The sequence below is a fragment of the Rhizobium sp. AC27/96 genome, assembly GCF_001692325.1.
GTDB lineage: Bacteria > Pseudomonadota > Alphaproteobacteria > Rhizobiales > Rhizobiaceae > Rhizobium.
Window position 1 is genome coordinate 18,638 of record NZ_LXKN01000034.1, and the last position, 21,408, is coordinate 40,045.

Below are 21,408 nucleotides of genomic sequence, written 5' to 3' on the forward strand. Positions count from 1 at the left end.
AACAACAAACGAAGGTTACGTCATGGCTGACAATCAACCCACCACGATGGATGCGCCGCAGGACAGGCCGGTGAAAAAGGCGGACCGGGGTGTCGATCGTCGATCGGGAGTTCCGGAAGCAAAACGACCATCCTTCATCCGCCGCCATCCCCTCTGGGTGCTGCTGGGCATTGTCGTGCTGGCAGTCCTGATCATTGCGTCATGGTTCTTCTGGAAGATCTATTTCCAACCATATGAATCGACGGATGATGCCTTTATCGATGCGCGCAGCTTCTCCGTCGCCTCCAAGGTTTCCGGTTATGTCGCCGATGTTCCGGTTACCGACAACCAGCATGTCCAGGCCGGCGATGTCATCCTGAAGATCGCCCCGCGCGATTATCAGATCGCTCTTGACCAGGCGAACGGGCAGGTCGAGGTCGCCAAGGCATCCGTCGATAGCGCAAGCGCCCAAATCGAGGCTTCAAACGCCTCTGTTGACGTTGCGAAAGCGCAGCAGAATTCGGCGGAAGCCGCCCTTCAATATGCCCAGCAGGAAGCCGCTCGCCAGCAGCAATTGAGCAAGACCGGATCCGGCAGTGTTCAGTCCGTGCAGCAGGCAACGGCGACACTCCAGCAGGATCAGGCAAGCCTTGCGCAAATGCAGGCAAACGTCACCTCGGCGCTGAAGAACAAGGTCGTCTCCGAAGCACAGAAATCCAGCGCGCTCGCGAGCCTCAAGCAGGCACAGGCGCAGGCCGAGGAAGCCCAGCAGAACCTGAGCTATACGACGATCACCGCGGCCCAACCGGGCCGTGTCGTTCGCCTCACAGGCGCCAAGGGTCAATATATCGATGCGGGCCAGGCAATCTCGATGTTCGTTCCAGACGAGATCTGGATCACCGCAAACTTCAAGGAGACGCAACTGACGGATATGAGGGCGGGGCAGCCTGTCGATGTCACGCTCGATGCCTATCCTGATCATACGCTGCACGGCAAGGTCGCCTCTGTGCAGCCAGGCTCTGGCACGGCCTTTTCCCTGCTTCCTGCTGAAAATGCCACCGGCAACTATGTGAAGGTCACGCAGCGCGTGCCGGTCAAGATCATCATCGACAAATGGCCCGCGGATGTATCCATCGGCCCCGGAATGTCCGTGGTCCCGACGGTAACGGTTCGCCCGAGGACTTGAGGTGAGCGGTTCAAGCACAGCAGACGGAGCCGCCGCATCATCCGCGCGCGCCACAAACCCCTGGCTGATCGCCATCGTGGTGTCGCTGGCCACCTTCATGGAGGTACTCGACACCACGATTGCCAATGTCGCGCTTCGCTATATCTCAGGTGGTCTCGCCGTCAGCTCCGACGAGGCGTCGTGGGTGGTGACGACCTATCTGGTGTCCAACGCCATCGTGCTTGTCGCCAGCAGCTATCTGTCCGAACGGTTCGGGCGGCGGCGGTTCTACCTCTTATGTCTGGCCACATTCACCATCGCCTCGGTTCTGTGCGGCCTTTCCTGGAACCTGCAGACATTGTTGATTTTCCGGGTGATCCAGGGGTTCGCCGGCGGCGGTATGATCCCCACCTCGCAGGCGATCCTCGCCGATGCCTTTCCGCCGGCAAAGCGCGGCCAGGCCTTCGCGCTCTTCGGTGTGGCCGTCGTCGTCGCGCCGGTAGTGGGGCCGACGCTTGGTGGTTATCTCTCAGACAATTTTTCCTGGCACTGGTGTTTCCTCATCAACGGCCCCGTCGGCATTTTCGCCTTCGCGCTCGTCTATATCCTGTTGAAGGAGACGCCGGAGATAGAAAAGAAGCGCCAGGAATTCTTTAAGAGCGGTGTCCGTTTCGATCTTGTCGGCTTCCTGCTGGTTGCCGCCTTCCTCGGCTCGCTCGAGCTCACGCTTGATCGCGGGCAGACGGAGGATTGGTTCGGGTCCGGCTTCATCATTTCGACAACGGCGATATGCGTTCTGGCATTCCTTCTGGCCATTCCCTGGGTCTTGACCAAGGCCAATCCGATTATCGACGGGTGGCTGTTGGGCACGCGGCAGTTCGGCGCCTGCTTCATCGTCATGATGGCAACCGGTGCGATCCTGATCGCCACCACGCAGTTCATCCCGCAGGTGGTGCAGGAGAATTACGGATATACCGCCACCTGGGCGGGCCTCGCGCTGTCGCCCGGCGGCCTCGTCACAATGGCGATGATGTTCGTCGCTGGACGCCTCAGTTCGATGATCCAACCGAAATATATGATCGCCGTTGGCGCGGCGATCATCGCGGTGTCCATGTGGCAGCTGACTTCCCTTTATTCTGGCCTCAACTTCGGTTTCTTCGTCTGGTCCCGTTTTTATATCGGACTTGGCCTGCCGTTGATCTTCATACCGATCACTACTGCCTCCTACTACGGTCTCCGGCCGGATCAGACCAACCAGGCTTCGGCCATGATCAATGCCGCCCGCAATATTGGTGGCTCGGTCGGCGTATGTATCGCTACGAATGTCTTGGCGCACCGCCAGCAATGGCATCAAAGCCGGCTTGTCGAGCACGTCACACCCTCTTCGCCAGCCTATCACGAGACGCTGCAGACCATGTCGCGCTATTTTGCCGAAAGAGGGGCGACCGTTGCGGATGCACAAGCACAAGCGATGGCTTGGATCGGTCAACAGGTGCAGACCCAAGCGAGCTTTCTCGCCTATATCGATGTTTTCCATGTGTTGATGCTGATCGTGCTCTGCGCCATCCCGCTCGCCCTGATCCTCAGCAATGTCGACCTGAAGGAGGGCGGCGGCGGCGGAATGCATTGAGCCATAAAACTGAGTGCAACGTCATCGGGGAACCAAGGATGGGCGCTGCCCGTTCAACCACGGTGCAGGAGGAAATCTCATGGCCCCACGTTCGTTCTGGAAAGGCTATCTCAAGCTCTCGCTCGTGACCTGCCCGGTTTCGATGGCGCCGGCGACCAGCGACAACGACAAGGTTCGCTTTCATACTCTGAACAGAAAGACGGGCAATCGCGTGGTTAGCCAATATTTGGATTCAGTCACCGGGCGAGCGGTAGAGGAAGACGATGAGGTCAAGGGATACGAGCGCGGCGAAAATGACTACGTCATGCTCGAAGACGATGAACTCGACGCAGTCGCCCTGGAGAGCACACGGACGATCGACATCGAGATGTTCGTGCCGCGCGACACTGTCGAATGGATCTGGTTCGATACGCCGCACTATCTGACGCCCAACGATACTGTCGGGGAGGAGGCCTACTGCGTCATCCGCGACGCCATGGCGGCAAGCGAGATGGTCGGCATTTCCCGGCTCGTCATGTATCGGCGCGAACGTGCGGTCTTGTTGGAGCCGCGCGATAAGGGCATCGTGCTTTGGACCCTGCGTTTCGGCGATGAGGTTCGTGATGAGAAGGATTACTTCGGTGACATCGAAGCAACGACTGTCGACTCCAAGCTGATGAAGCTTATGGAAACGTTGATAGAGGAACGGAAAAGGCCATGGGAGCCTGGAATGGTTTCCGATCCCGTCCAGCAGAAGCTTCTCGATATCATCGCTTCGAAGAAGAAAGGCCGCAAGAGACCGGCCAAGGTGAAGACAGAAGAAGAGGCGGCGCCAACCAATGTCGTCAGCATCATGGATGCGCTTCGAAAGAGCCTTTCGCAGGAAAAAGACGCCAGGAAACGATAGTCGGCGCCGCTACCCGCCGCGTTTGCGTTTGGCGTCTGACGGGTGCAGGGGTTCGGCGGCCGATCTGAAGTCGCGCCATGGGTCGGTCTGAAGCGCGGCGAGCCGGGCGGGCGCATTGAGGACCGTGAAGTAATCCGGTCCGATAGCGGGGCTCAATTCCTCCCAGGACAGAGGCATGGAGACGGCTGCACCCGGACGCGCGCGGGTCGAATAGGGTGCCACGGCCGTCGAGCCACGCTGGTTTCTAAGATAATCGATCAGGATCCGGCCGTGTCGTTTCGATTTCGTGATGGTCGAAACGTATCGGTCCGGGCTATCTGCTGCCATGGCGTCAGCGATGCCCTTGGTGAAGGCTTTTACGGCAGGCCATTCAGCTTTGGCGACCAGCGGGCAGACGATGTGCAACCCCTTGCCGCCCGACGTCTTGACGAAGGGAATGAGCCCCGCCTGTTTCAATCGCTCGCCAGTTTCTTCCGCAGCCGCGATGACGTCGCCCCACGCGACGTCCGGGCCCGGATCGAGATCCATGATGATCATATCGGGCTTTTCCCAGTTGCCGACCATCGATCCCCAGGGATGGATTTCGAGGACCGCCGCCTGGACGAGGCCGATCAGACCATTGAGATCATCGATGCGCACATAGGGGTCTTCATTCCGCGGATCGATCGCCAAGGCGATATTTCGGTTCATGCCCTTCCAGGCGTGTTTCTGGAAGAAGTGCTGTCCGTCGATGCCATTGGGGCAACGTACGAGCGCAAGCGGCCGCCCGACGACGAAAGGTCCCATATAGCGCCAAACTTGAGTGTAGTAATCCGCAAGGCCCGTCTTGGTTACACCTTCATCCGGCCAATAAAGACGATCGCCATGGGTCAAGGCAACATTGCTTCGCGGAGCCTTTTCATTTGAAGTCTTCGCCGACGATTTCGGTGTTTCCCGAATGATTTCCAGCGGTTTCTTGTCCTCGCGCAGACCGCGGAAGGAGGCATGGCGCAGATGCCCGTCAGCGGTCCAGGCCCTGAACTCGGCTTCCGCAACCAGGTCAGGTCGCACGAAGTGGACACCGCGGCCTTCCTCAGCCGTCAGCCTGGTCGCAAATGGACTTTCCTCCGCCTTCAGTCGGCCGAGCCGTTTGAAAAGCTGCTCTGCGACCGTATGGGTATAGCCCGTGCCGACCCGGCCGACATGATCCAGCTTGCCGTCTTCATAGATGCCGAGAACCAGCGAGCCGATTGCCTTTCTCGATGTCGTCGAAGGCACCCAGCCGCCGATGACGAACTCCTGTCGCGACGAGCATTTCGATTTGACCCATGTCTTGCCGCGGCCGGAGCGATAGGGATCGTTGGCGATCTTGGAGACGATCCCTTCCAGGCTGAGCCGGCAGGCATGGCTCAGCAGCAGATCGCCATTTTCGTCAAAATGACTGCTGAAGCGAAGAATGCCGGTCTCAGAGGGAATGATCTTCTGCAGCAATTGCTTGCGGGCAATCAAGGGGCACGCCTCAAGCCCATAACCGTCGAGGTATAATAGATCGAAGGCGTAGAAGACGAAGCGATCGCTGCGTCCTTCGCTGAGATCGGCTTGAAGCGCGGAAAAATCCGAAGCGCCGGCCGCCGGCTCGACGACCAGTTCGCCATCGATGATGGCCGTGCCGACAGGCAAATCCTTGAAAGCCGCGAGGATGTCCTTGCCGAATTTTTGCGTCCAGTCGAGGCCGCTGCGCGTCAGCAGCCGGATGCGCCCGGCCTCGATGCGGACCTCAAGCCGGTAGCCGTCGAACTTGATTTCGTGAAGCCAGCGCGAGCCCGAAGGCGGTTTGGATACCAGGGTTGCTAGCGCAGGCTCGACGAATGCAGGCAGGGAAGCTTTCTTCGCGCCTTTCAGCGCGGACGGATCAAGAGATGCTGGCTTCAGCTCCGTCGCGGATTTAACCGCTGACTTGCCGGTCTTATTGGCGGCAGCTTTCGTGGTGTTCTTTCGTCGATCGAGCCTGCCTGTCTTGGAGGACCAGCCTGGTTTCTCGTCTTCGACCTCGTCGATATCACGTCCGGTCTTTGCTGATTCCGGCCGTTCTTCGAGGATGTCGGGCGCTCCCTCCGGGCGCGCAGCATCGTCATCTCCCTTGATCAGCAACCAGTTTTCGCGTTTCTCGCGCGGCTTTCCGGCCATGCGGATCAGATGCCAGCGCCCGCCGAGCTTTTTACCGTGGAGCTCGAATTCGAGATGACCCTTGGCGAGCCCCTTATGCGGGTCGCCATGCGGTGTCCACGAACCTTTATCCCAGACGAGGACCGTGCCGCCGCCGTATTCGCCCTTCGGGATCGTGCCCTCGAAGTCGCCGTATTCGAGGGGATGGTCTTCGACATGTACGGCGAGCCGCTTTTCGCCGCTCACTAGGCTCGGCCCTCTAGTTACGGCCCAACTCTTCAGCACGCCATCGAGTTCAAGGCGGAAATCATAATGGAGGCGGCGCGCATCATGCTTCTGGATGACGAAACTGTTGCCTGACCTCGCGGCTTTTCTCCCATTGGCTCGGCCCTTTGGTTCTGATGTCTTGGTGAAGTCACGCTTGCGGAGATAGGTTTCCAATACCATGGTCAACTCGCCTTGCGTTGTGGCCGCGACGAGGGGGCTGATCGCGATGCCCGTGCCCTGTCGGAGGTCGAAATCGATTTCTTGGCGGGGCGTTGCGCGCCTGCTTTGGTTTTGCCAGCCGTCGCGGCACTCTGGCGCAGAGCGTCCATCAGATCGGTGACCTTGGCGGTCTTTTCAGGCTTACGTTTCGGGATCGCCTTGCCTTCGATCTTGGCCTTGACGAGCTCGGTCAGTGCGGCCTCGTAGCGATCGTCGAACTGGCTGGCATCGAAGGTGCCTTTCTTCGTGCTGATGATGTGCTTGGCCAGGTCGAGCATCTCGCCCTTGATCTGGAGGTCGGGAACGTCTTCGAATGCCTCGCCGGCCGAGCGAACCTCGTAGTCGAAGTTCAGTGTGGTGGCGATCAGCCCCTTTCCATGAGCGCGGATCATCAGTGTTCGCAAACGCCGAAACAGCACGGCCTGTGCAATCGCAGCTACCTTCGTCTTGCGCATGCCTTCGCGGATCAGCGTGAAGGCCTCCTCGCTGACCTTGTCGGAGGGAGCCAGATAGTAGGGCCGGTCGAAATAGACGTCATCGATATCGGTGCACGCCAGAAAAGCCTTTACATGCAGGACCTTGTCGCTTTCCGGAATGGAAGCGGTGATCTCCTCGGGTTCGAGCGCGATGTAATCACCCTTGTTGAGTTCATAGCCTTTGACCTGATCCTCGCGCGGCACCGGCCTTCCGGTGTCGCTGTCGACGAATTCTCGCCTCACGCGATTGCCCGTTTCCCGGTTAAGCGTATGGAAGGAAATTCGCTCCGAGGTCGATACCGCCGTATAAAGGGCGACGGCACAGTTCACCTCTCCGAATTTCAGATATCCCTTCCATTGCGCACGCGGACTCATTTGCTGGCTCCAGATCGAACATTTGGAATCAAACGAGATGCGGCCCGCATTGTTCCTGAGGACATAGGACTGCTGATCGACTGTATCCTGCGGCGTGATCTCCATCCGTTTCGATCGAGGGAACGATAATCATCTTCCGCGGTTAGGTGCCCGATCCAACCGAGGAGGCCGATCATGACCTTGACCGCCATAGCGCTAAACGCAACTTTGAAGAGGAGCGGTGGGGAACCATCGTCTACCGACCGCATGCTTTCCTTGATTGCCGAGGCAATGACCAAAGAGAATGTGGCGACTACGACGATCCGTCTTGCCGATTACAACATTCTTCCGGGCGTCAAGTCCGATGAAGGTCCGACCGACGAATGGCCGGATATCCGCCGGAAGATACTCAAAGCCGACATACTCGTCTTCGGTACGCCAATCTGGATGGGACAACCGTCCAGTATCGCAAAGAGAGCGTTGGAGCGGATGGACGCCTTCCTGTCTGAAACGGACGAACAGGGGCGCATGCCATCCTATGGTCGCGTCGCGGTCATCGCCGTTGTCGGTAACGAAGACGGCGCTCATCACGTCTCGGCAGAAATCTATCAGGCCCTGAACGACGTCGGCTTCACGGTCCCCGCCAATGCAGTGGCCTATTGGGTAGGACAAGCCATGGGGAGCACGAACTTCGTTGATCTGGAGAAGGTGCCCGAGGAAGTCAGCGGCGCGATCGATATGCTGGCACGCAACACCGTCCATCTTTCGAAATTGCTCGAACGGGATCCTTATCCCGGCAAAGCATAGGGACCAACCGGATTGGAGCGAAGAGGGCAGCGGTCGCGTCGCCTAGGGTTTGCGGCCGAAGTCCTTTCTGAGCTCGTCCTTGGCCTTTTCAAGCGTCACGCGCCTCGATTTCGAAAGCTGGGCGCCGGCCCGGTTGATGTAGAAATTCAGCATGGACATGGCGGACTGAAAGGGGCTCGCTTTGCGGCGATGGCTCTCTTCGGCGGAATGCTTGAGGGAATCGGCTATTTTCTTTGCACTGCGCTGTTTGAAGACGTCTTGTTCAAGGTCCAGCGCATCGCTGTTGTCGGTGACCTTCTGCGACCATTTCTTCGATTTTTTCTTCGGCATCGTCCATCTCCTGCGTAACGATGGATCGAACAAATATCCCTGCCATATGTTCCCCACCCGCTCTTCGAGGGTCGATTACTACGCTCTTACTGTCCGATTCGCCGAAGCGTGAGCGGCGGGAACATAACCCGCGTTCGCATGTTGGATCGCCGTGGTTTCAGCGAGAAGCGACGTGTAATAAGCGGAGACGGATCATGGCAAAAACGGTTGGCGATTTTATAGTGCAACGCCTTTACGATTGGGGTGTGCGGCGCATCTTCGGCTATCCGGGGGACGGTATCAACGGCGTCTTCGGCGCGCTTAATCGCGCCAATGGAAAGATCGAGTTCATCCAGGCCCGTCACGAGGAAATGGCGGCGTTCATGGCGTCCGCCTATGCGAAATTCTCCGGCGAGCTGGGCGTCTGCATCGCCACCTCCGGCCCCGGTGCAACCCACCTCATCACCGGCCTTTACGATGCTCGGCTGGATCATCAGCCGGTGCTGGCACTGGTCGGGCAGCAGGCGCGCCGTTCGATTGGCGGCCACTATCAGCAGGAGGTGGACCTCGCTTCCCTGTTCAAGGACGTCGCCGGCGATTTCGTGCATCAGGCCGCCGTGCCCGCGCAAGTGCGCCATCTGATCGATCGTGCTGCCCGCATCGCGCTTGCAAACAAGACCGTCACTGCAGTGATCCTGCCCAACGATCTCCAGGAAATGCCCTACGAGACACCACCGCGCAAACACGGCTCGGTCATGTCGGGCATCGGCTATGTCGCGGCTAGGACCGTGCCGCAGGAGATCGATCTGATGCGCGCCGCCGAAGTGCTGAATGCGGGCAAAAGGGTTGCGATGCTTGTGGGCGCAGGTGCACTCGGGGCCACGGAGGAGGTCATCGCAGTTGCGGATCGCCTTGGCGCAGGGGCGGCCAAGGCACTGCTTGGCAAGGCGGTATTGCCCGACGAACTCTCCTGGGTCACGGGCTCCATAGGACTGCTTGGCACTAAGCCTTCCTGGGATCTCATGCGGGATTGCGATACTCTGTTGATGATCGGCTCGGGCTTTCCATATTCGGAGTTTCTGCCCGAAGAGGGCGACGCCCGCGGCGTGCAGATCGACATCCGTCCGGATATGCTTTCCCTGCGTTATCCGATGGAAGTCAATCTGGTTGGAGACGCGCGCGAAACCTTGCAGGCGTTGCTACCGCTCCTCAGGCCAAAGTCGGACCTCTCCTGGCGCAGGCAAATCGCAACCAATGTCGGCGACTGGTGGAAGACCCTTGAAGCGCGGGCGCATGTGGCCGCCAATCCCGTCAATCCGCAGCGTGTCGTATGGGAGCTATCGAAGAAGCTGCCGGACGGTGCGATCGTCACCAGCGATTCCGGCTCCTGTGCCAACTGGTATGCCCGCGACCTGCGCATGCGGCACGGCATGATGGCGTCTCTCTCCGGCGGCCTAGCCTCCATGGGGGCGGCCGTTCCCTATGCAATCGCTGCCAAGGTGGCGTGTCCGAACCGCCCAGTTGTCGGCCTGGTTGGCGACGGCGCCATGCAGATGAACAATATGGCCGAGTTGATTACCGTCACCAAATATTGGCGAAACTGGTCGGATCCCCGTTTCGTCATTTGCGTGTTCAACAACGAAGACCTCAATCAGGTGACCTGGGAACAGCGTGTCATGGAGGGTGATCCAAAATTCGATGCTTCCCAGCGCATACCGGACGTCCCTTATCATCGCTTTGCCGAGCTCATTGGGCTGAAAGGCATGTTTGTCGATCGCCCCGAGGATCTCGCCCCGGCCTGGCAGGAGGTGCTTGCCGCGGGAATGCCTGTCGTTCTCGAAGTCAAGACCGATCCGGAAGTTCCACCGCTACCACCGCATCTGACTTTCGAGCAGATGCGTAATCTCACTGCGGCGTTGCTGAAGGGCGACCCCGAGGAAAGCGGCGTCGTGAAGGGTACCTTGCGACAGGTGCTCAGTGCGATCCTTCCTCGGCGATAGGCAGACAGAAGCATCCACCGATCTCAAGGATCCGTGGATGCTTTTAATTGCTGAACGACAATCTCCAGTCCTTGTCGAAGGATGGATTTGAGTGTTTGCGTTCGACGCGACCTAGGTGACATTGATTGAGGGCAGGAACGACATAACTTCGTTACGCCGCCTTAGAGCGAGGCCCTCGATTTCCTGGTTCCAGAAGATCTCGGCTTCCGGCGGATCAGTTTCCCAGCTCTTGGTCGACAGAATATTGTCATCCATGACCAGAAGCCTGCGTCCGCCCAATCGAAGATACTCGTTGGCAAGGTCTTGAGCGCTGTTGTTCATCACTTTGCTCCTCGAATAGGATTAGCGCCGCGGCGGTCCACATTGTGTGCGACGGCTTGAGAAGGTTGCAGCACAGATTTTTAAGGTGGCAGTCACGACAAGCGGAGGGCCGTCTAGGCCCTCCCACAGGTTGGCGTCATTGGCACTTGGCGGTCGATGCCTTGTCGTTCGTCTGAGTGTTTTGAGCACCGTTATCCTGTCCGGTGTTCTTGCCGGTCTTCATCGCGTTGCAGTCCTGGGATTGGCCGTTGGAATTGGCGTGGCTGCCGGACGTGTCATTGCCATTGGCAGCGCCATTGCCGTTCGACGTACCGCCACTCTCAGTTCCGGTGCCCGCTCCATTGCCGCTGCCCGAGCCGCCGGTGTTGGTTCCACCTGAGGCGCCAGACTGCTGTGCCATGGCGGCGGTAGCCATGCCGATGGAAAGGGCACACACTGCGATCATCTTCGTCAACATAGTAACTTCCTCTTCTTTGTTGCCGCCTCCAAACTTGCTGACCGTGAAATTGTTTCCAAATCTTCTGATTTTTGTTGTTGACGGTCTCGAGGTGATCGGGAGTGACGGGTGAGCGCGGCCATCGGGACATGAGTGCCGATCGCACGCAGATTGTCTCGGCGTGATATTTTCGGATTTTCTAAATCTGGATGGAACAACCAAGGAGACGCACCGTTTTCCAGGAGATGCAAGGAACGTCCCACGCCGATCCAAAGCATCAAAATTTGTCTTGCCACGCAAGAAGTCGGCTCCATTCAAAACCAAACCGCAGGCTACCATCCGGCGCAACGGCAGATGTGCGCTCGATTGAGGGCTGCTTGGCCGTGTCCCGCCCAGGAGTAAAGCTGTGATTGAAATGTCCCCATCAGACGGCTTGCAGAACGAAATAGTGGAACTCATTCCGGCACTTCGTGCATTTGCTCGGAGGTTTCACCGAAACAGCATTGATGCTGAGGATCTGGTTCAGGAAACCCTCGCCAGAGCATTAGCTCATCTCAATCAATTTGATCGCGGCACACGGCTTAAATCGTGGCTTTTCACGATTATGCGCAATACGTTCTGTTCGAAATTTCGTATTGCCAAGCGCGAGGCTCCCGGTAGCAAGAAATGCGTTTCTGGCGATGGGGTAGCATTACCATCGCAGGAGTGGTCGCTTCGGGCAAAAGAACTCGAAGCAGCTTACGACCTTCTGCCGGAACCCTATCGGGTGGCGCTTGAATATGTCGTCATAGAGGGGCGTACGTATGATGCGGCTGCGGAAAGGTTCGGCTGTGCGGTTGGCACAGTTAAAAGCCGGATCAACAGAGCGCGGCAGCGACTGGCCGCGCATCTGGGAGAAGACCTTCATTGAATAACCAGAAGCCGCTGCCGAGCGGCGATTTCGGAAGAAGGGCCTTTAACAGTCCTTGTTTCCTCCGCAAAAGAGAGATCTAGCGATCTGCTTGATCGCCGCCGCAATTCTTCACGGGTTCTCCGCGGATGCATACGGCGTCGGATAAAATGCGAAGGCGAGTTGGTTCGCCTCGATACGCATAACCGATCCCGATATCCGCCCGACGGGATCGCATTAGATTGCGCAATGTGAAAGGCACTTGCCAAGCAAGCCCCGCACGGTCGCTCAAGACGGGTGATGATCTGCAACGAAATTGGCTCGTTTAAGCTTTAGGAGAACACAGCGGGAGTTGCGTGTCTCCAAAAAAGCCTTTCCACGATTGCCAGGTGCCATCCTTTGCGAAAATGGCATGAGGTAGCGCCTTGCCAATCTGCTAGTCGCCAGGCGCCTTGGCGCATGACGCGATAGCGCCGTCATTAGGCGAGGGTCCGGATTCCGGGCTCGCGATCCCAATAGCGTCTGGCTGCGGCACTCATGAACGAGCCGAGATCTACGACACCGGCGTCGGCCTGGATGCCTGCCTTGTCAAGAAGCGCCTTTGCCGGAGCGTTGTGTCCGATCGCCTTTAGATGCCCAAATGCATCCGTCACCCATTGGATTGCCGCCGCCTCCTTGGCGAGTGCGGCTACCCCTTCCTTCGAGAGTATGACGGCGACGGCATCGAAAAGCTGAGATGGCGAACCGAGCAATTGTCCGTCCGCCCTGATGGTATTTCCGTCAGAGAGCTTCGTTGCTCCCACTTTTGGGGCGACGATGAAAGGCGTGGCGCCGGCTTTGGTCAGAGCGCCAATCAAATCGGAGATGGCCTTGGCGCCACTCCCTTCAGCAACCAGAAGGCCGACCATGCGTCCCTGCAGCGTTTCCATCATGTTCTTGTGGATCGAGAGCGCAGGCGAGGGATCGAGATCGATCGGTTTTCGAGCGGGTGGATTCTTGCTTGACACGGCGATGCCCAACCCGGCTGCTATGCGCTTCGCCAGATCGGCATCGACATTCATCAGGTTGCCTATCATGCGCGGCGGCACCTGCGAGAGCTGCACTTTCGACAATTCGAATACGAAGGCAGACGCGATGTGCGCCTGTTCGGACGGTGTTTGCGACTTCCAGAACAGGCGGGCCTGACTGTAGTGGTCAGCGAAGAGTTCGCCACGTGTCCGCAGCTTGTCACCTTGCTCTCGTTTTTCTGCCTGATGGGCAAAGCTCTGGAAGCCGGTGGCGGGACATTCGCGCGGACCGTCTGGCTCACCGCTTGCCGCAAGGCTGTTGGGTTCGTAGTTGGCGCGACCCTTGAGCACATTCATCTGCATCTGGCCGTCGCGCTGGAAGTTCATCACCGGACACTTCGGCGCGTTGATCGGCAGTTGATGAAAATTCGCTGTGCCGAGGCGTGATTTCTGTGTGTCGAGATAGCTGAAGAGACGTCCCTGCAGCAGGGGATCGTTGGTGAAGTCTATGCCCGGTACGATGTTGGCGGGACAGAAGGCGACCTGCTCGGTCTCGGCGAAGAAGTTGTCCGGATTTCGATCGAGGACCATCCGCCCGACCATCCTGAGCGGCAGAATTTCCTCGGGAATGAGCTTGGTGGAATCAAGAACATCATAGGGAAGGCTCTCGGCAAACTTGTCGTCGAAGAGCTGCAGGCCAAGTTCCCATTCCGGGAAATTGCCGGCTGCGATCGCCTCGAAGAGGTCTCGGCGATGATAGTCGTTGTCGGCGGCCTGCAGTTTCAGGGCTTCGTCCCAGACCAACGACTGCATGCCGAGCTTCGGCCGCCAATGGAATTTAACGAAGGTGGATTTGCCGGCGTCATTGACGAGACGGAAGGTGTGGATGCCGAATCCCTGCATCATGCGCAGCGAGCGAGGAATGGCGCGATCCGACATTGCCCACATGAGCATATGGGTTGCTTCAGGCATCAGGGACGCCCAGTCCCAGAAGGTATCGTGGGCGCTTCCGGCCTGCGGATAGGCTCGGTCGGCTTCCATCTTGACTGCGTGAATGAGGTCCGGAAACTTGATTGCGTCCTGAATGAAGAAGACCGGGATGTTGTTGCCGACGAGGTCCCAATTGCCTTGCTTGGTATAGAGCTTGACAGCGAAACCACGCACGTCGCGGGGCGTGTCCACCGACCCTGCGCCGCCCGCCACCGTTGAGAAGCGAACAAAGACCGGCGTCTTCTCGCCCTTGCGCTGAAACAGATCGGCACTGGTGATGTCGGAAAGCGACTCGTACAGCTCGAAGAAGCCGTGTGCGGCAGACCCTCTCGCATGAACGATTCGCTCGGGAATTCGTTCGTGGTCGAAATGGAAGATTTTCTCGCGCAGGACGAAATCCTCCAGCAGCGTCGGCCCGCGCCCGCCCGATTTCAGGCTGTTCTGATTATCCGAGACCCGAATCCCTTGGTTGGTTGTCAGATGATCGGCCCCTTTGTGGGGACCGTTCACGGGAACATGTTGATGGGTTTCGCCACCTTTGCCACGTGCAGTCTCGAACTTCTCGTCGGTCGCCATGATGCTCTCCATTTGCCGGAATCACGGACCGAACCTTTTTCGGTCGACTTTGTTCCAGACGGAAAAAGGCTCATGCCCGCGCAATGGGATTCAGATCTCGATCAGGGCAATGCCGAGATGCTTTTGATGGCGGCGACGAAGATGGACCGGGGCTTCGACAATGGTTGCCTCCAAAGTCGGATGAACGATCCCGTCGAGAAAATGACCTCCACGGGTTGAGCCGTCCTTCAAACCAAGAACTGCATGGAGATGCAGGCTCGCATTGCCGTCATCGCCCATCGCGACATCGCCGAGCAGGCTCAATACCTCGCATTGCTCGGTAACCGGAATCTTGCGGTAACTGCGATCCGCAAAATCGAACCACCCGACGGTGGCACTTTCGAAAGCGCCGATGGCGGTGATCGAGGCCGCGGTCAATCCTTGTTCTCCAGCGAATGCGGTGAGTGTGGAGAAGGCTTCTTCCTTGGCATCGAGCACGACGACAAAAGTCTTCTGCCCATTTACCTCGTTGATTTTCTTGAAATTCATAAGAAATTCCTTGCATCATAGGCGTCAAAGAATTGGTTTGCCGCCGGTGACCGCAATTGTGGCGCCGGAGACATAACTGGATAGAGGATCGGCCAGCATCACATAGGCGGTGGCCAGTTCCGCTGGTTGTCCCGGCCGTTTCATCGGCACCTGCTTTCCAAAGTTTTTTACCGCTTCCTCCGGCATCGTCGATGGAATGAGCGGCGTCCAGATTGGCCCTGGGGCTACGGCGTTGGCGCGGATCCCTTTTTCCGCAAGAAGCTGAGCAAGACCTGCGGTGAAATTCTGGATCGCTCCCTTCGTTGTCGCATAAGCGAGTAGGGTCGGGTTCGGAGTATCGGAATTGATCGAGGCAGTATTGATGATGGCGCTACCGGGCTTCATGTGGGGAACGGCGGCCTTGGTCAGATAGAACATGGCGTGGATGTTGACCTTGAATGTCAGCTCCCACTCCTCGTCGCTGATATCTTCGATGCTCTTGAAACTTGCCTGGTGTGCGGCATTGTTGACGAGAATATCGACGCCACCGAATTCCTGAACGGCTTTATCGATGAGGTTGCGGCAATGGGCTGGATCCTGGATATCGCCGCTGACAAGGATCGCCTTGCGGGCCGCCGCCTCCACTAGATGCCTTGTCTCGTCGGCATCCTCGTGTTCATCGAGGTAGGCAATCAGGATATCGGCGCCTTCCCGAGCAAAGGCGATGGCCACGGCACGTCCGATACCGCTATCGCCGCCGGTTATAATGGCCCGCTTGCCCTTCAGACGGCCTGAGCCGCGATAGCTCTGCTCCCCGTGGTCGGGCCGCGGGTCCATCTGGGAGGTCAATCCCGGCATCGGCTGTGGTTGCGACGGGAAGGGTGGAGAAGGATAATCTGCCATGGTTCTTTCCTCGTCAATTTTGCTTATTGAGGTCTTCCGCCATCTGCAGGTGGTGTTGGAGGGCAGGGCCTGTGCTTGCGGCCCACGCCTTCAGGTCGGTATTGTCACCGCCATCGCCATAACGCTTGAAGAGATCGACGGCGTCTTTGTGGGCTTTTTCCTGATCAGCTTGGTAGCGTTTGTCGAAGGCCGCTCCATGCTGGCCCCTCAGGGTCTTGAGCATGCCCTGCTGGCTCGACGTCATGGCGGTGGGAAGTCTAGCCTTCACCTTGCCGCTTGAGACCAATCCCTTGAGTTCGCTGGTGGTCTTCTGATGGTCGGTCACCATCTGCTGCGCGAACGTCTTCGTAGCGGCGTTACCGCGTTCGAGCGCCAGCTTGCTGGAGGCGATTTCGAACATATCGCTAGTCGCGGCCTCCTGCACGAAGTCTGTGGTTTTCGGTGCGGCACCCATCATGGAATTAACGCCGGTCTTTTCTGCAGCGGATTGCGCGAAGGCGGGGGCGGTGATCAAGGCGGCGAAGGCGAAAAGGGTCAAAGGTTTCATCGGAAGCTCCTGGGTTGGCTGCTCTCCGAACAACCGAACACCCCAAGAGTTCCCACGCCCTCAATTCTATTCGTCTGTGCGGCCATTGGATTTGTTTTCGCGCCGCCTCTAGCCGCTAGTAGCGATACCCGCCGCCGCGCCCGCTACTTCCGATTTCATAGTCATTTGGGCTTATCCTCCTCATATTGCTCCGCACCGTCGATGGGGAGGAGCCAAGACTCGCGCCGCTTTATCCAAAGTTCGTAGGTCGGGATGAGGGACGTCGGCGCCTCGGTCAGAATCCCAAGCTTGATCTCAGCTTCGATTTCGTTTGCCGAGAATAGTCTCGATCCACACCTGGGGCAGAATTGGCGTCCGGAAAACTCGGTCGTTTCGCCTTTATGTTCGAACTGGTCGCTAGGCCAGACCGCAAAGGACGTGAAGGCTGACCCGCTTTCCCGCCTGCAATCGGTGCAATGGCAAATGCCGATCCGCTTGGGTTGGCCTCGAACCGCAATTCGCACCTGTCCACATCGGCATGACCCCGTCAACGTGCTCATCGTGCGCGTCCGTTTTCGTCATCAATGACATCTGTATCGGGACGGTCCCCGCCTGCGACATGTTCCGTACGCCAGCCACCATCGGGAAGCTGATAGGCAATCTCGGCATCGCGGCCTTCAAGATGTTGGCGTTCGGCTGCCGACTTAGCCGCGGCAAGCGCGGTATCATGATCCGGAAAGGTCTCAGACCACACGTCTCCAACGCGGTAGCCGTACCCGCCGTCGTGTCTTCCAACATGATAAACTACAGCCATGCGGCTCTCCTGAACTTAGCGCACACAGACGTTCACCGTCTTGCCAGACGCATAACGAGCGATACGACGAACAGTATGAGGAAAATGAAGAACAGGATTTGAGCTATCGAGGCTGACGCGCCTGCAATGCCACCGAACCCAAGCGCACCGGCTATCAGAGCTACGACCAGAAATACCAGCGCATAATAGAGCATCTAAGCCTCCATTGTTTGTTTCAATGGAAGAACGACCCAGATCATGCTTGGTTCCTCGCCACGCACAAGTCATCCATTAACTCTTTGGAATCGTGGACGCATCCAAGGACGAAGATTCATTCGGACTGAAGCAGCCAATGTTCGCGCTGACGGGTGATCCCGTAGAGCGGATTGCCCGCTCCACAATTGGCCATGATGCGCGGAACAAAGCGAACAAAAACCGAGTTTCTGTCAGGTCGGGAAGAGTGGGAGTGAAACCGCATACCTAAGTAAAATACCCGATTGGGTGAGGAAGGATGATGGCGATCGACAAACACGAGCAGATCCGCCGGCGCGCTTACGAAATCTGGGAGGATGAAGGCCGCCCGGACGGCGCGGCAATGCGGCATTGGCTGCAAGCCTCCGATGAACTGGAGGAGGACAACGAGCACGAGACATTGCAGGACTTGATTGATGAAGACGACCGCGATGATGAGGCCATGCTCCATGCCGCTGGCGAAAGCGGAGATTTTGGCCGGCCGCCACCCCGCTCGGTCTGAAAATCCGGTCGCCGGCGCCATCGCGAACGCGACCGTCGCGAATTTGGCAAAGTCGAGGTCAAAAACCTCGGGCGAAAGGATGTTTTTCCCTTCGATGTGCCGCAGGTCGCCGATGCGGTTTTACGCCTTTGAAACAAGCGCCTTTCCGCGCCGTGGGGAAGCGCCGCAGCTTGCGCCACACGAGCAGGAAATGGATATCGGCTTTCGAACAACAGGTCATTTCTTTGGATAATTCTGCGCCACTGACGCAACAACATGCCCTGCGCCGTGAGCAGCCATTATGGGCTGCTATCCGGGGTGGATCCGTCAGGACGAGCCGGACGATCATTCGTAAATCGTACGATGTGATCATCGTGGGGGCGGGCATAAGTGGAGCCCTCATGGCTCATTCTCTCGTTGGGAAGGATTTGCGCATCCTTATCGTGGATCGGCGGGCACCTGTGAAAGGGAGCAGCCTCGCAAGTACCGCAATGATCCAGCACGAGATCGATGTTCCGCTGCATGCACTCCAGAAATCGATTGGGATCAGAAAAGCGCAACGCGTATGGCAGCGTTCAGCCGGCGCGGTGGAACAGCTCGCCCAGATCGTACGTGATCTCGATGTCAAATGCTCGTTCCAGAGAAAGAGAAGCCTGTTTCTGGCCGGCGAGGAATACGGCGCGCGTGCGCTGAAAGCGGAGTGCGAGGCGAGAAATGAAGCCGGCATTTGCGCTGAATTTCTAAGCGTTGCATCGCTTCGAGAACGGTTCCAGATATCGCGCACCGCGGCGATCGATAGCGCGATTTCTGCCTCCGCGAACCCGGCGCAACTAACGGCAGGAATTCTCCGGAATGCTTTGATACACGGCACTGAGATCGTCTCGGGCGTGGAAATCAAGGATATACGGACATTTGACGAGGGAGTCGTACTCTCGACCTCGGAAGGAGCTCTGCTGTCGGCACGACATGTCGTGTTCTGCACAGGCTATGAATTCCTGGAGGCGCTTGCCAACAAGAGCCAGAAGGTGATTTCCACCTGGGCGCTTGCCAGCCGCCCCAAGCTTAAACGGCCTGAATGGCTGGATCGGTATCTCGTCTGGGAAGGATCCGACCCGTATCTCTATTTTCGGTCAACACGCGACGGCAGGATCGTACTTGGCGGTGAGGATGAAGCTGTTGAGGGCGCCTATAAGAACGAGGCGAAGCGCGAGCGAAAGACGAAGATGCTTGTCGAGAAGCTCGCAGACCTCACAGGCATCGCGATCGGCAAGCCGGAATTCGAATGGTCGGCAGCCTTTGCCGTAACGCCCGACGGCCTGCCTATGATTGGCAGCGTCCCTAATATGAGGAACGTGTTCGTGACAATGGGTTTCGGGGGAAACGGGATCACGTTCAGCCAAATTGCAGCCGAACTGATCTCAGGTGAGATCCTTGGACATCATGATGCGGATTGGGATCTATTTCCCATTTCTTGATGGTCTCGTAGCCGGTGGTTGCTGGCATGCATTCCTGCGGATTATGGGAACCAACTGTTGTAGCGGACGTTCGAATAGAGCCAACTAAGAGGAGGCTACTATGATTTCCGCAGACAAAATTGCTGAACATATGGAAGTGATCGCCGCAGACGGCATCCATGTCGGAACGGTTGACCATATGGACGGCGAGAGCCGTATCAAGCTCACCAAGAGCGATTCCGATGACCAGCGCCATCATCTGATTCCGATCGACTGGGTCGACCATGTCGACGCTCATGTCCATCTGACGAAGAATTCGGACGATGTTCGAAGCCAATGGTCTTCCATCAACTGACGCATATCGAAGGGGCCGCTGTCGAGCGGCCCCATTCTTCAGCTTGATCTCGTAGTACTTGGCCCCCGTGACCACGCGCCGCTACGGCAGGCACCTCCATCATCCATCAACACTTCCCCATGTGGCTAGGGCTTTGCAGACGGATCCGGAGTGTTTTTCACCCGGTCGGCTTCATCGGTATCTGTACGTCCCGATGGAATGCCGGGAGAGGTCGCTGACACGGGATCGGATGCCGGAAAGGTGTCTTCCAGACCTTTGTCCAGATGGCCCTTGGCAGCCTTTTTGCGCTGTTCCGCTTTTTCCTGTTTCATGGATTCGGCGGCTGGCGACTTGGGTGAGTGATTGGGCATTCGTGTTTTCCTCCGGTGCCCAGACTAATCCTCACGGTCGTCGGAAGTTCCGCGGCTGGACGACTTATCGTTGAGAGCGGCGCAGCCCAGAGTTTGGAGATCACCCGGAATTACCGGTTCGCAGAGATTCAATTCGCGCCCGGAAATCTCGACCATTTCTCATGGGACAGCGCACCTTGAGCTCACACCTTATTGCTCGACAAACCTGAAACCGTCTCGAGCCGGCGGAACAATCAGGGCCGCGAGGTGTTTCATCCATGTATCCGAAACTGGATGCAGAACTCCGAGGAACCCCATGAAAAAATTGGTTTTTGGCCTAGCTGTCCTGTGTCTGACAGCTCCGATGGCATTCGCGCAAAGCGAGACGCCTAAGACGTCCCAGACCACGCCCGCCGTGTCCACCTCCGGTGAAACCAACCCCGGCGCACCGGTCGCTGGCAAGAACAGCTTCACCGAGGCTCAGGCAAAATCACGGATGGAAGACGCAGGATACCAGAGCGTGTCCGGATTGAAGCTCGACGACCAGGGCGTATGGCGGGCAATGGCCAGCAAGGATGGAAAGCAGGGAAATGTCTCTCTGGACTTCCAGGGCAACGTCGTCATGGCGAAATAATCGCCTGTAACGACCAGACCATAATAACAACGAAGAGGAAACACTCATGAGAATCGTTAGCGGACTGTATGACAGCTACGACGACGCGCGAGCTGCCGTGAAAGCCCTGGAAGATGCAGGAATACCTTCCGACCAGATCAGCATCGTCTCCCGCAAGGACGGCAAGGAAAAGGTCGAGGGCCAGGGCAATGATGCTGCCGAAGGCGCTGGAACCGGTGCGGGCATCGGTGCCGTTGCCGGCGGAGCAGGTGGCCTTCTGGCAGGCCTCGGCATGCTCGCGATTCCCGGCGTTGGACCTGTCGTGGCTGCGGGCTGGCTAGCCGCGACCGCCGTAGGTGCTGTTGCCGGCGCGGTTGTCGGCGGAGCCGCGGGGGGGATCGTCGGCGCGATGATCGCATCCGGCGTTCCTGAGAAAGACGCAAATATGTATGCCGAAGGTGTCCGCCGCGGCGGCTCCGTCGTGATAGCCAAGGTCGAGGACGACAAGATTGTCGCCTCGCAGGCAATTCTTAGCGACTCGCGATCCGTTGACCTCCAAGACCGCCGGGCACGATACAGTGCCGAGGGGTGGTCGCGTTTCGACGAGACGGCTGATCCGTACACGCCCGATCAGATTGCCGCAGAGCGTGGGCGCGATCGGATAGATCCCCGCGCTTAAGGGACTTTGGTGATGAGCGGCGAGGACTGCCCCTTCGCTCGTCACCGAATATCGGGGCTG

At 58.0% G+C, this 21,408-nt stretch carries 22 protein-coding genes and 2 pseudogenes; 11 read left to right on the plus strand and 13 right to left on the minus strand.

Going from position 1 to position 21,408, the window contains the following annotated elements; genetic code table 11:
* The first annotated feature begins 22 nt into the window (after window positions 1-22).
* From A6U86_RS24170 to A6U86_RS24180, 3 genes are all read left to right on the plus strand, one after another.
* A complete protein-coding gene (locus A6U86_RS24170) occupies window positions 23-1,165 on the plus strand; it encodes an HlyD family secretion protein (RefSeq protein ID WP_068396286.1) in 1,143 nt (380 codons plus the stop codon).
* 1 nt (window position 1,166) lies between these two features.
* Complete coding sequence (locus tag A6U86_RS24175; RefSeq protein WP_068396287.1) at window positions 1,167-2,774, plus strand: DHA2 family efflux MFS transporter permease subunit; 1,608 nt, start codon at window positions 1,167-1,169, stop codon at window positions 2,772-2,774.
* A 79-nt stretch (window positions 2,775-2,853) separates the two neighbouring features.
* Window positions 2,854-3,660, plus strand: a complete 807-nt coding sequence (locus tag A6U86_RS24180) for a Ku protein (protein WP_068396288.1) — start codon at window positions 2,854-2,856, stop codon at window positions 3,658-3,660.
* A gap of 9 nt (window positions 3,661-3,669) precedes the next feature.
* On the opposite strand, the gene ligD is transcribed toward A6U86_RS24180, so the two are convergent.
* Window positions 3,670-6,252, minus strand: coding sequence for a DNA ligase D (ligD, locus tag A6U86_RS24185; protein ID WP_068396289.1), 2,583 nt, complete (start codon window positions 6,250-6,252; stop codon window positions 3,670-3,672).
* Window positions 6,253-6,254: 2 nt separating this feature from the next.
* Window positions 6,255-7,142 (minus strand): Ku protein, encoded by an 888-nt coding sequence (locus A6U86_RS24190; protein WP_068396337.1) that lies wholly within the window; start codon window positions 7,140-7,142, stop codon window positions 6,255-6,257.
* Between the two features lie 174 nt (window positions 7,143-7,316).
* Between A6U86_RS24190 and A6U86_RS24195 the strand changes: the two genes are divergently transcribed.
* On the plus strand, window positions 7,317-7,928 hold the full coding sequence (locus tag A6U86_RS24195; RefSeq protein ID WP_068396295.1) for a flavodoxin family protein: 612 nt from the start codon (window positions 7,317-7,319) through the stop codon (window positions 7,926-7,928).
* A 42-nt stretch (window positions 7,929-7,970) separates the two neighbouring features.
* Here the strand turns inward: A6U86_RS24195 and A6U86_RS24200 are convergent, their stop codons facing one another.
* Window positions 7,971-8,258, minus strand: coding sequence for a DUF3175 domain-containing protein (locus tag A6U86_RS24200; RefSeq protein WP_068396299.1), 288 nt, complete (start codon window positions 8,256-8,258; stop codon window positions 7,971-7,973).
* Window positions 8,259-8,452: 194 nt separating this feature from the next.
* Here A6U86_RS24200 and A6U86_RS24205 point away from each other — a divergent pair, with 194 nt between their 5' ends.
* Window positions 8,453-10,237, plus strand: coding sequence for a thiamine pyrophosphate-requiring protein (locus A6U86_RS24205; protein WP_068396300.1), 1,785 nt, complete (start codon window positions 8,453-8,455; stop codon window positions 10,235-10,237).
* A gap of 111 nt (window positions 10,238-10,348) precedes the next feature.
* On the opposite strand, the gene A6U86_RS24210 is transcribed toward A6U86_RS24205, so the two are convergent.
* Window positions 10,349-10,558 (minus strand): hypothetical protein, encoded by a 210-nt coding sequence (locus A6U86_RS24210; RefSeq protein WP_068396301.1) that lies wholly within the window; start codon window positions 10,556-10,558, stop codon window positions 10,349-10,351.
* Window positions 10,559-10,694: 136 nt separating this feature from the next.
* Window positions 10,695-11,015 carry a hypothetical protein gene (locus A6U86_RS24215; protein WP_068396302.1) on the minus strand — a complete coding sequence of 107 codons (321 nt, stop codon included), beginning with the start codon at window positions 11,013-11,015 and terminating at the stop codon, window positions 10,695-10,697.
* A 394-nt stretch (window positions 11,016-11,409) separates the two neighbouring features.
* Here A6U86_RS24215 and A6U86_RS34885 point away from each other — a divergent pair, with 394 nt between their 5' ends.
* Entirely contained in the window at window positions 11,410-11,904 is a 495-nt protein-coding gene (locus A6U86_RS34885) for a sigma-70 family RNA polymerase sigma factor (RefSeq protein WP_141683799.1), read from the plus strand.
* Between the two features lie 458 nt (window positions 11,905-12,362).
* Here A6U86_RS34885 and A6U86_RS24225 read toward each other — a convergent pair whose 3' ends face one another.
* From A6U86_RS24225 to A6U86_RS24255, 7 genes are all read right to left on the minus strand, one after another.
* Window positions 12,363-14,456, minus strand: coding sequence for a catalase (locus A6U86_RS24225; protein WP_068396338.1), 2,094 nt, complete (start codon window positions 14,454-14,456; stop codon window positions 12,363-12,365).
* Between the two features lie 90 nt (window positions 14,457-14,546).
* The gene (locus tag A6U86_RS24230; RefSeq protein WP_068396306.1) at window positions 14,547-14,984 is read right to left on the minus strand and encodes a PPC domain-containing DNA-binding protein; all 438 of its coding nucleotides are present in this window, start codon (window positions 14,982-14,984) and stop codon (window positions 14,547-14,549) included.
* Window positions 14,985-15,008: 24 nt separating this feature from the next.
* Window positions 15,009-15,866 carry an SDR family oxidoreductase gene (locus A6U86_RS24235; RefSeq protein WP_068396307.1) on the minus strand — a complete coding sequence of 286 codons (858 nt, stop codon included), beginning with the start codon at window positions 15,864-15,866 and terminating at the stop codon, window positions 15,009-15,011.
* A 13-nt stretch (window positions 15,867-15,879) separates the two neighbouring features.
* Window positions 15,880-16,413: a DUF4142 domain-containing protein gene (locus tag A6U86_RS24240; RefSeq protein WP_068396339.1), complete on the minus strand. Its 534-nt coding sequence runs from the start codon at window positions 16,411-16,413 to the stop codon at window positions 15,880-15,882.
* A 161-nt stretch (window positions 16,414-16,574) separates the two neighbouring features.
* Window positions 16,575-16,952 carry a GFA family protein gene (locus A6U86_RS24245; protein ID WP_068396311.1) on the minus strand — a complete coding sequence of 126 codons (378 nt, stop codon included), beginning with the start codon at window positions 16,950-16,952 and terminating at the stop codon, window positions 16,575-16,577.
* Complete coding sequence (locus tag A6U86_RS24250; protein WP_068396313.1) at window positions 16,949-17,206, minus strand: hypothetical protein; 258 nt, start codon at window positions 17,204-17,206, stop codon at window positions 16,949-16,951. The genes A6U86_RS24245 and A6U86_RS24250 overlap by 4 nt, the downstream gene beginning before the upstream one ends.
* A gap of 32 nt (window positions 17,207-17,238) precedes the next feature.
* The gene (locus A6U86_RS24255; protein ID WP_068396316.1) at window positions 17,239-17,400 is read right to left on the minus strand and encodes a DUF1328 domain-containing protein; all 162 of its coding nucleotides are present in this window, start codon (window positions 17,398-17,400) and stop codon (window positions 17,239-17,241) included.
* A 299-nt stretch (window positions 17,401-17,699) separates the two neighbouring features.
* On the opposite strand from A6U86_RS24255, the pseudogene A6U86_RS24260 reads away from it, so the two are divergent.
* From A6U86_RS24260 to A6U86_RS24275, 3 genes and pseudogenes are all read left to right on the plus strand, one after another.
* Window positions 17,700-17,921 (plus strand): annotated as a pseudogene (locus tag A6U86_RS24260) (DUF2934 domain-containing protein); the annotation flags it as partial.
* Between the two features lie 242 nt (window positions 17,922-18,163).
* A complete protein-coding gene (locus A6U86_RS24270; RefSeq protein WP_068396321.1) occupies window positions 18,164-19,393 on the plus strand; it encodes an FAD-binding oxidoreductase in 1,230 nt (409 codons plus the stop codon).
* A gap of 100 nt (window positions 19,394-19,493) precedes the next feature.
* On the plus strand, window positions 19,494-19,727 hold the full coding sequence (locus tag A6U86_RS24275; RefSeq protein WP_068396323.1) for a DUF2171 domain-containing protein: 234 nt from the start codon (window positions 19,494-19,496) through the stop codon (window positions 19,725-19,727).
* A gap of 137 nt (window positions 19,728-19,864) precedes the next feature.
* Here A6U86_RS24275 and A6U86_RS24280 read toward each other — a convergent pair.
* Window positions 19,865-20,077: pseudogene (locus tag A6U86_RS24280) on the minus strand (hypothetical protein); the annotation flags it as partial.
* A 295-nt stretch (window positions 20,078-20,372) separates the two neighbouring features.
* Between A6U86_RS24280 and A6U86_RS24285 the strand changes: the two are divergent.
* Both A6U86_RS24285 and A6U86_RS24290 read left to right on the plus strand, forming a co-directional pair.
* Complete coding sequence (locus A6U86_RS24285; protein ID WP_068396331.1) at window positions 20,373-20,690, plus strand: PepSY domain-containing protein; 318 nt, start codon at window positions 20,373-20,375, stop codon at window positions 20,688-20,690.
* Window positions 20,691-20,736: 46 nt separating this feature from the next.
* Window positions 20,737-21,348: a general stress protein gene (locus tag A6U86_RS24290; protein ID WP_068396333.1), complete on the plus strand. Its 612-nt coding sequence runs from the start codon at window positions 20,737-20,739 to the stop codon at window positions 21,346-21,348.
* Window positions 21,349-21,408: the final 60 nt, after the last annotated feature.

Bases quoted from the DNA above. Each gene is read 5' to 3' on its own strand.
- A6U86_RS24200 (WP_068396299.1), bottom strand. From the start codon at position 8,258: ATGCCGAAGAAAAAATCGAAGAAATGGTCGCAGAAGGTCACCGACAAC.
- A6U86_RS24230 (WP_068396306.1), bottom strand. From the start codon at position 14,984: ATGAATTTCAAGAAAATCAACGAGGTAAATGGGCAGAAGACTTTTGTC.
- A6U86_RS24205 (WP_068396300.1), top strand. From the start codon at position 8,453: ATGGCAAAAACGGTTGGCGATTTTATAGTGCAACGCCTTTACGATTGG.
- A6U86_RS24235 (WP_068396307.1), bottom strand. From the start codon at position 15,866: ATGGCAGATTATCCTTCTCCACCCTTCCCGTCGCAACCACAGCCGATG.
- A6U86_RS24170 (WP_068396286.1), top strand. From the start codon at position 23: ATGGCTGACAATCAACCCACCACGATGGATGCGCCGCAGGACAGGCCG.
- A6U86_RS24210 (WP_068396301.1), bottom strand. From the start codon at position 10,558: ATGAACAACAGCGCTCAAGACCTTGCCAACGAGTATCTTCGATTGGGC.
- A6U86_RS24190 (WP_068396337.1), bottom strand. From the start codon at position 7,142: ATGAGTCCGCGTGCGCAATGGAAGGGATATCTGAAATTCGGAGAGGTG.
- A6U86_RS24275 (WP_068396323.1), top strand. From the start codon at position 19,494: ATGATTTCCGCAGACAAAATTGCTGAACATATGGAAGTGATCGCCGCA.
- A6U86_RS24245 (WP_068396311.1), bottom strand. From the start codon at position 16,952: ATGAGCACGTTGACGGGGTCATGCCGATGTGGACAGGTGCGAATTGCG.
- A6U86_RS24240 (WP_068396339.1), bottom strand. From the start codon at position 16,413: ATGAAACCTTTGACCCTTTTCGCCTTCGCCGCCTTGATCACCGCCCCC.
- A6U86_RS24225 (WP_068396338.1), bottom strand. From the start codon at position 14,456: ATGGCGACCGACGAGAAGTTCGAGACTGCACGTGGCAAAGGTGGCGAA.
- A6U86_RS24285 (WP_068396331.1), top strand. From the start codon at position 20,373: ATGAAAAAATTGGTTTTTGGCCTAGCTGTCCTGTGTCTGACAGCTCCG.
- A6U86_RS34885 (WP_141683799.1), top strand. From the start codon at position 11,410: ATGTCCCCATCAGACGGCTTGCAGAACGAAATAGTGGAACTCATTCCG.
- A6U86_RS24180 (WP_068396288.1), top strand. From the start codon at position 2,854: ATGGCCCCACGTTCGTTCTGGAAAGGCTATCTCAAGCTCTCGCTCGTG.
- A6U86_RS24290 (WP_068396333.1), top strand. From the start codon at position 20,737: ATGAGAATCGTTAGCGGACTGTATGACAGCTACGACGACGCGCGAGCT.
- A6U86_RS24255 (WP_068396316.1), bottom strand. From the start codon at position 17,400: ATGCTCTATTATGCGCTGGTATTTCTGGTCGTAGCTCTGATAGCCGGT.
- A6U86_RS24250 (WP_068396313.1), bottom strand. From the start codon at position 17,206: ATGGCTGTAGTTTATCATGTTGGAAGACACGACGGCGGGTACGGCTAC.
- ligD (WP_068396289.1), bottom strand. From the start codon at position 6,252: ATGGTATTGGAAACCTATCTCCGCAAGCGTGACTTCACCAAGACATCA.
- A6U86_RS24215 (WP_068396302.1), bottom strand. From the start codon at position 11,015: ATGTTGACGAAGATGATCGCAGTGTGTGCCCTTTCCATCGGCATGGCT.
- A6U86_RS24195 (WP_068396295.1), top strand. From the start codon at position 7,317: ATGACCTTGACCGCCATAGCGCTAAACGCAACTTTGAAGAGGAGCGGT.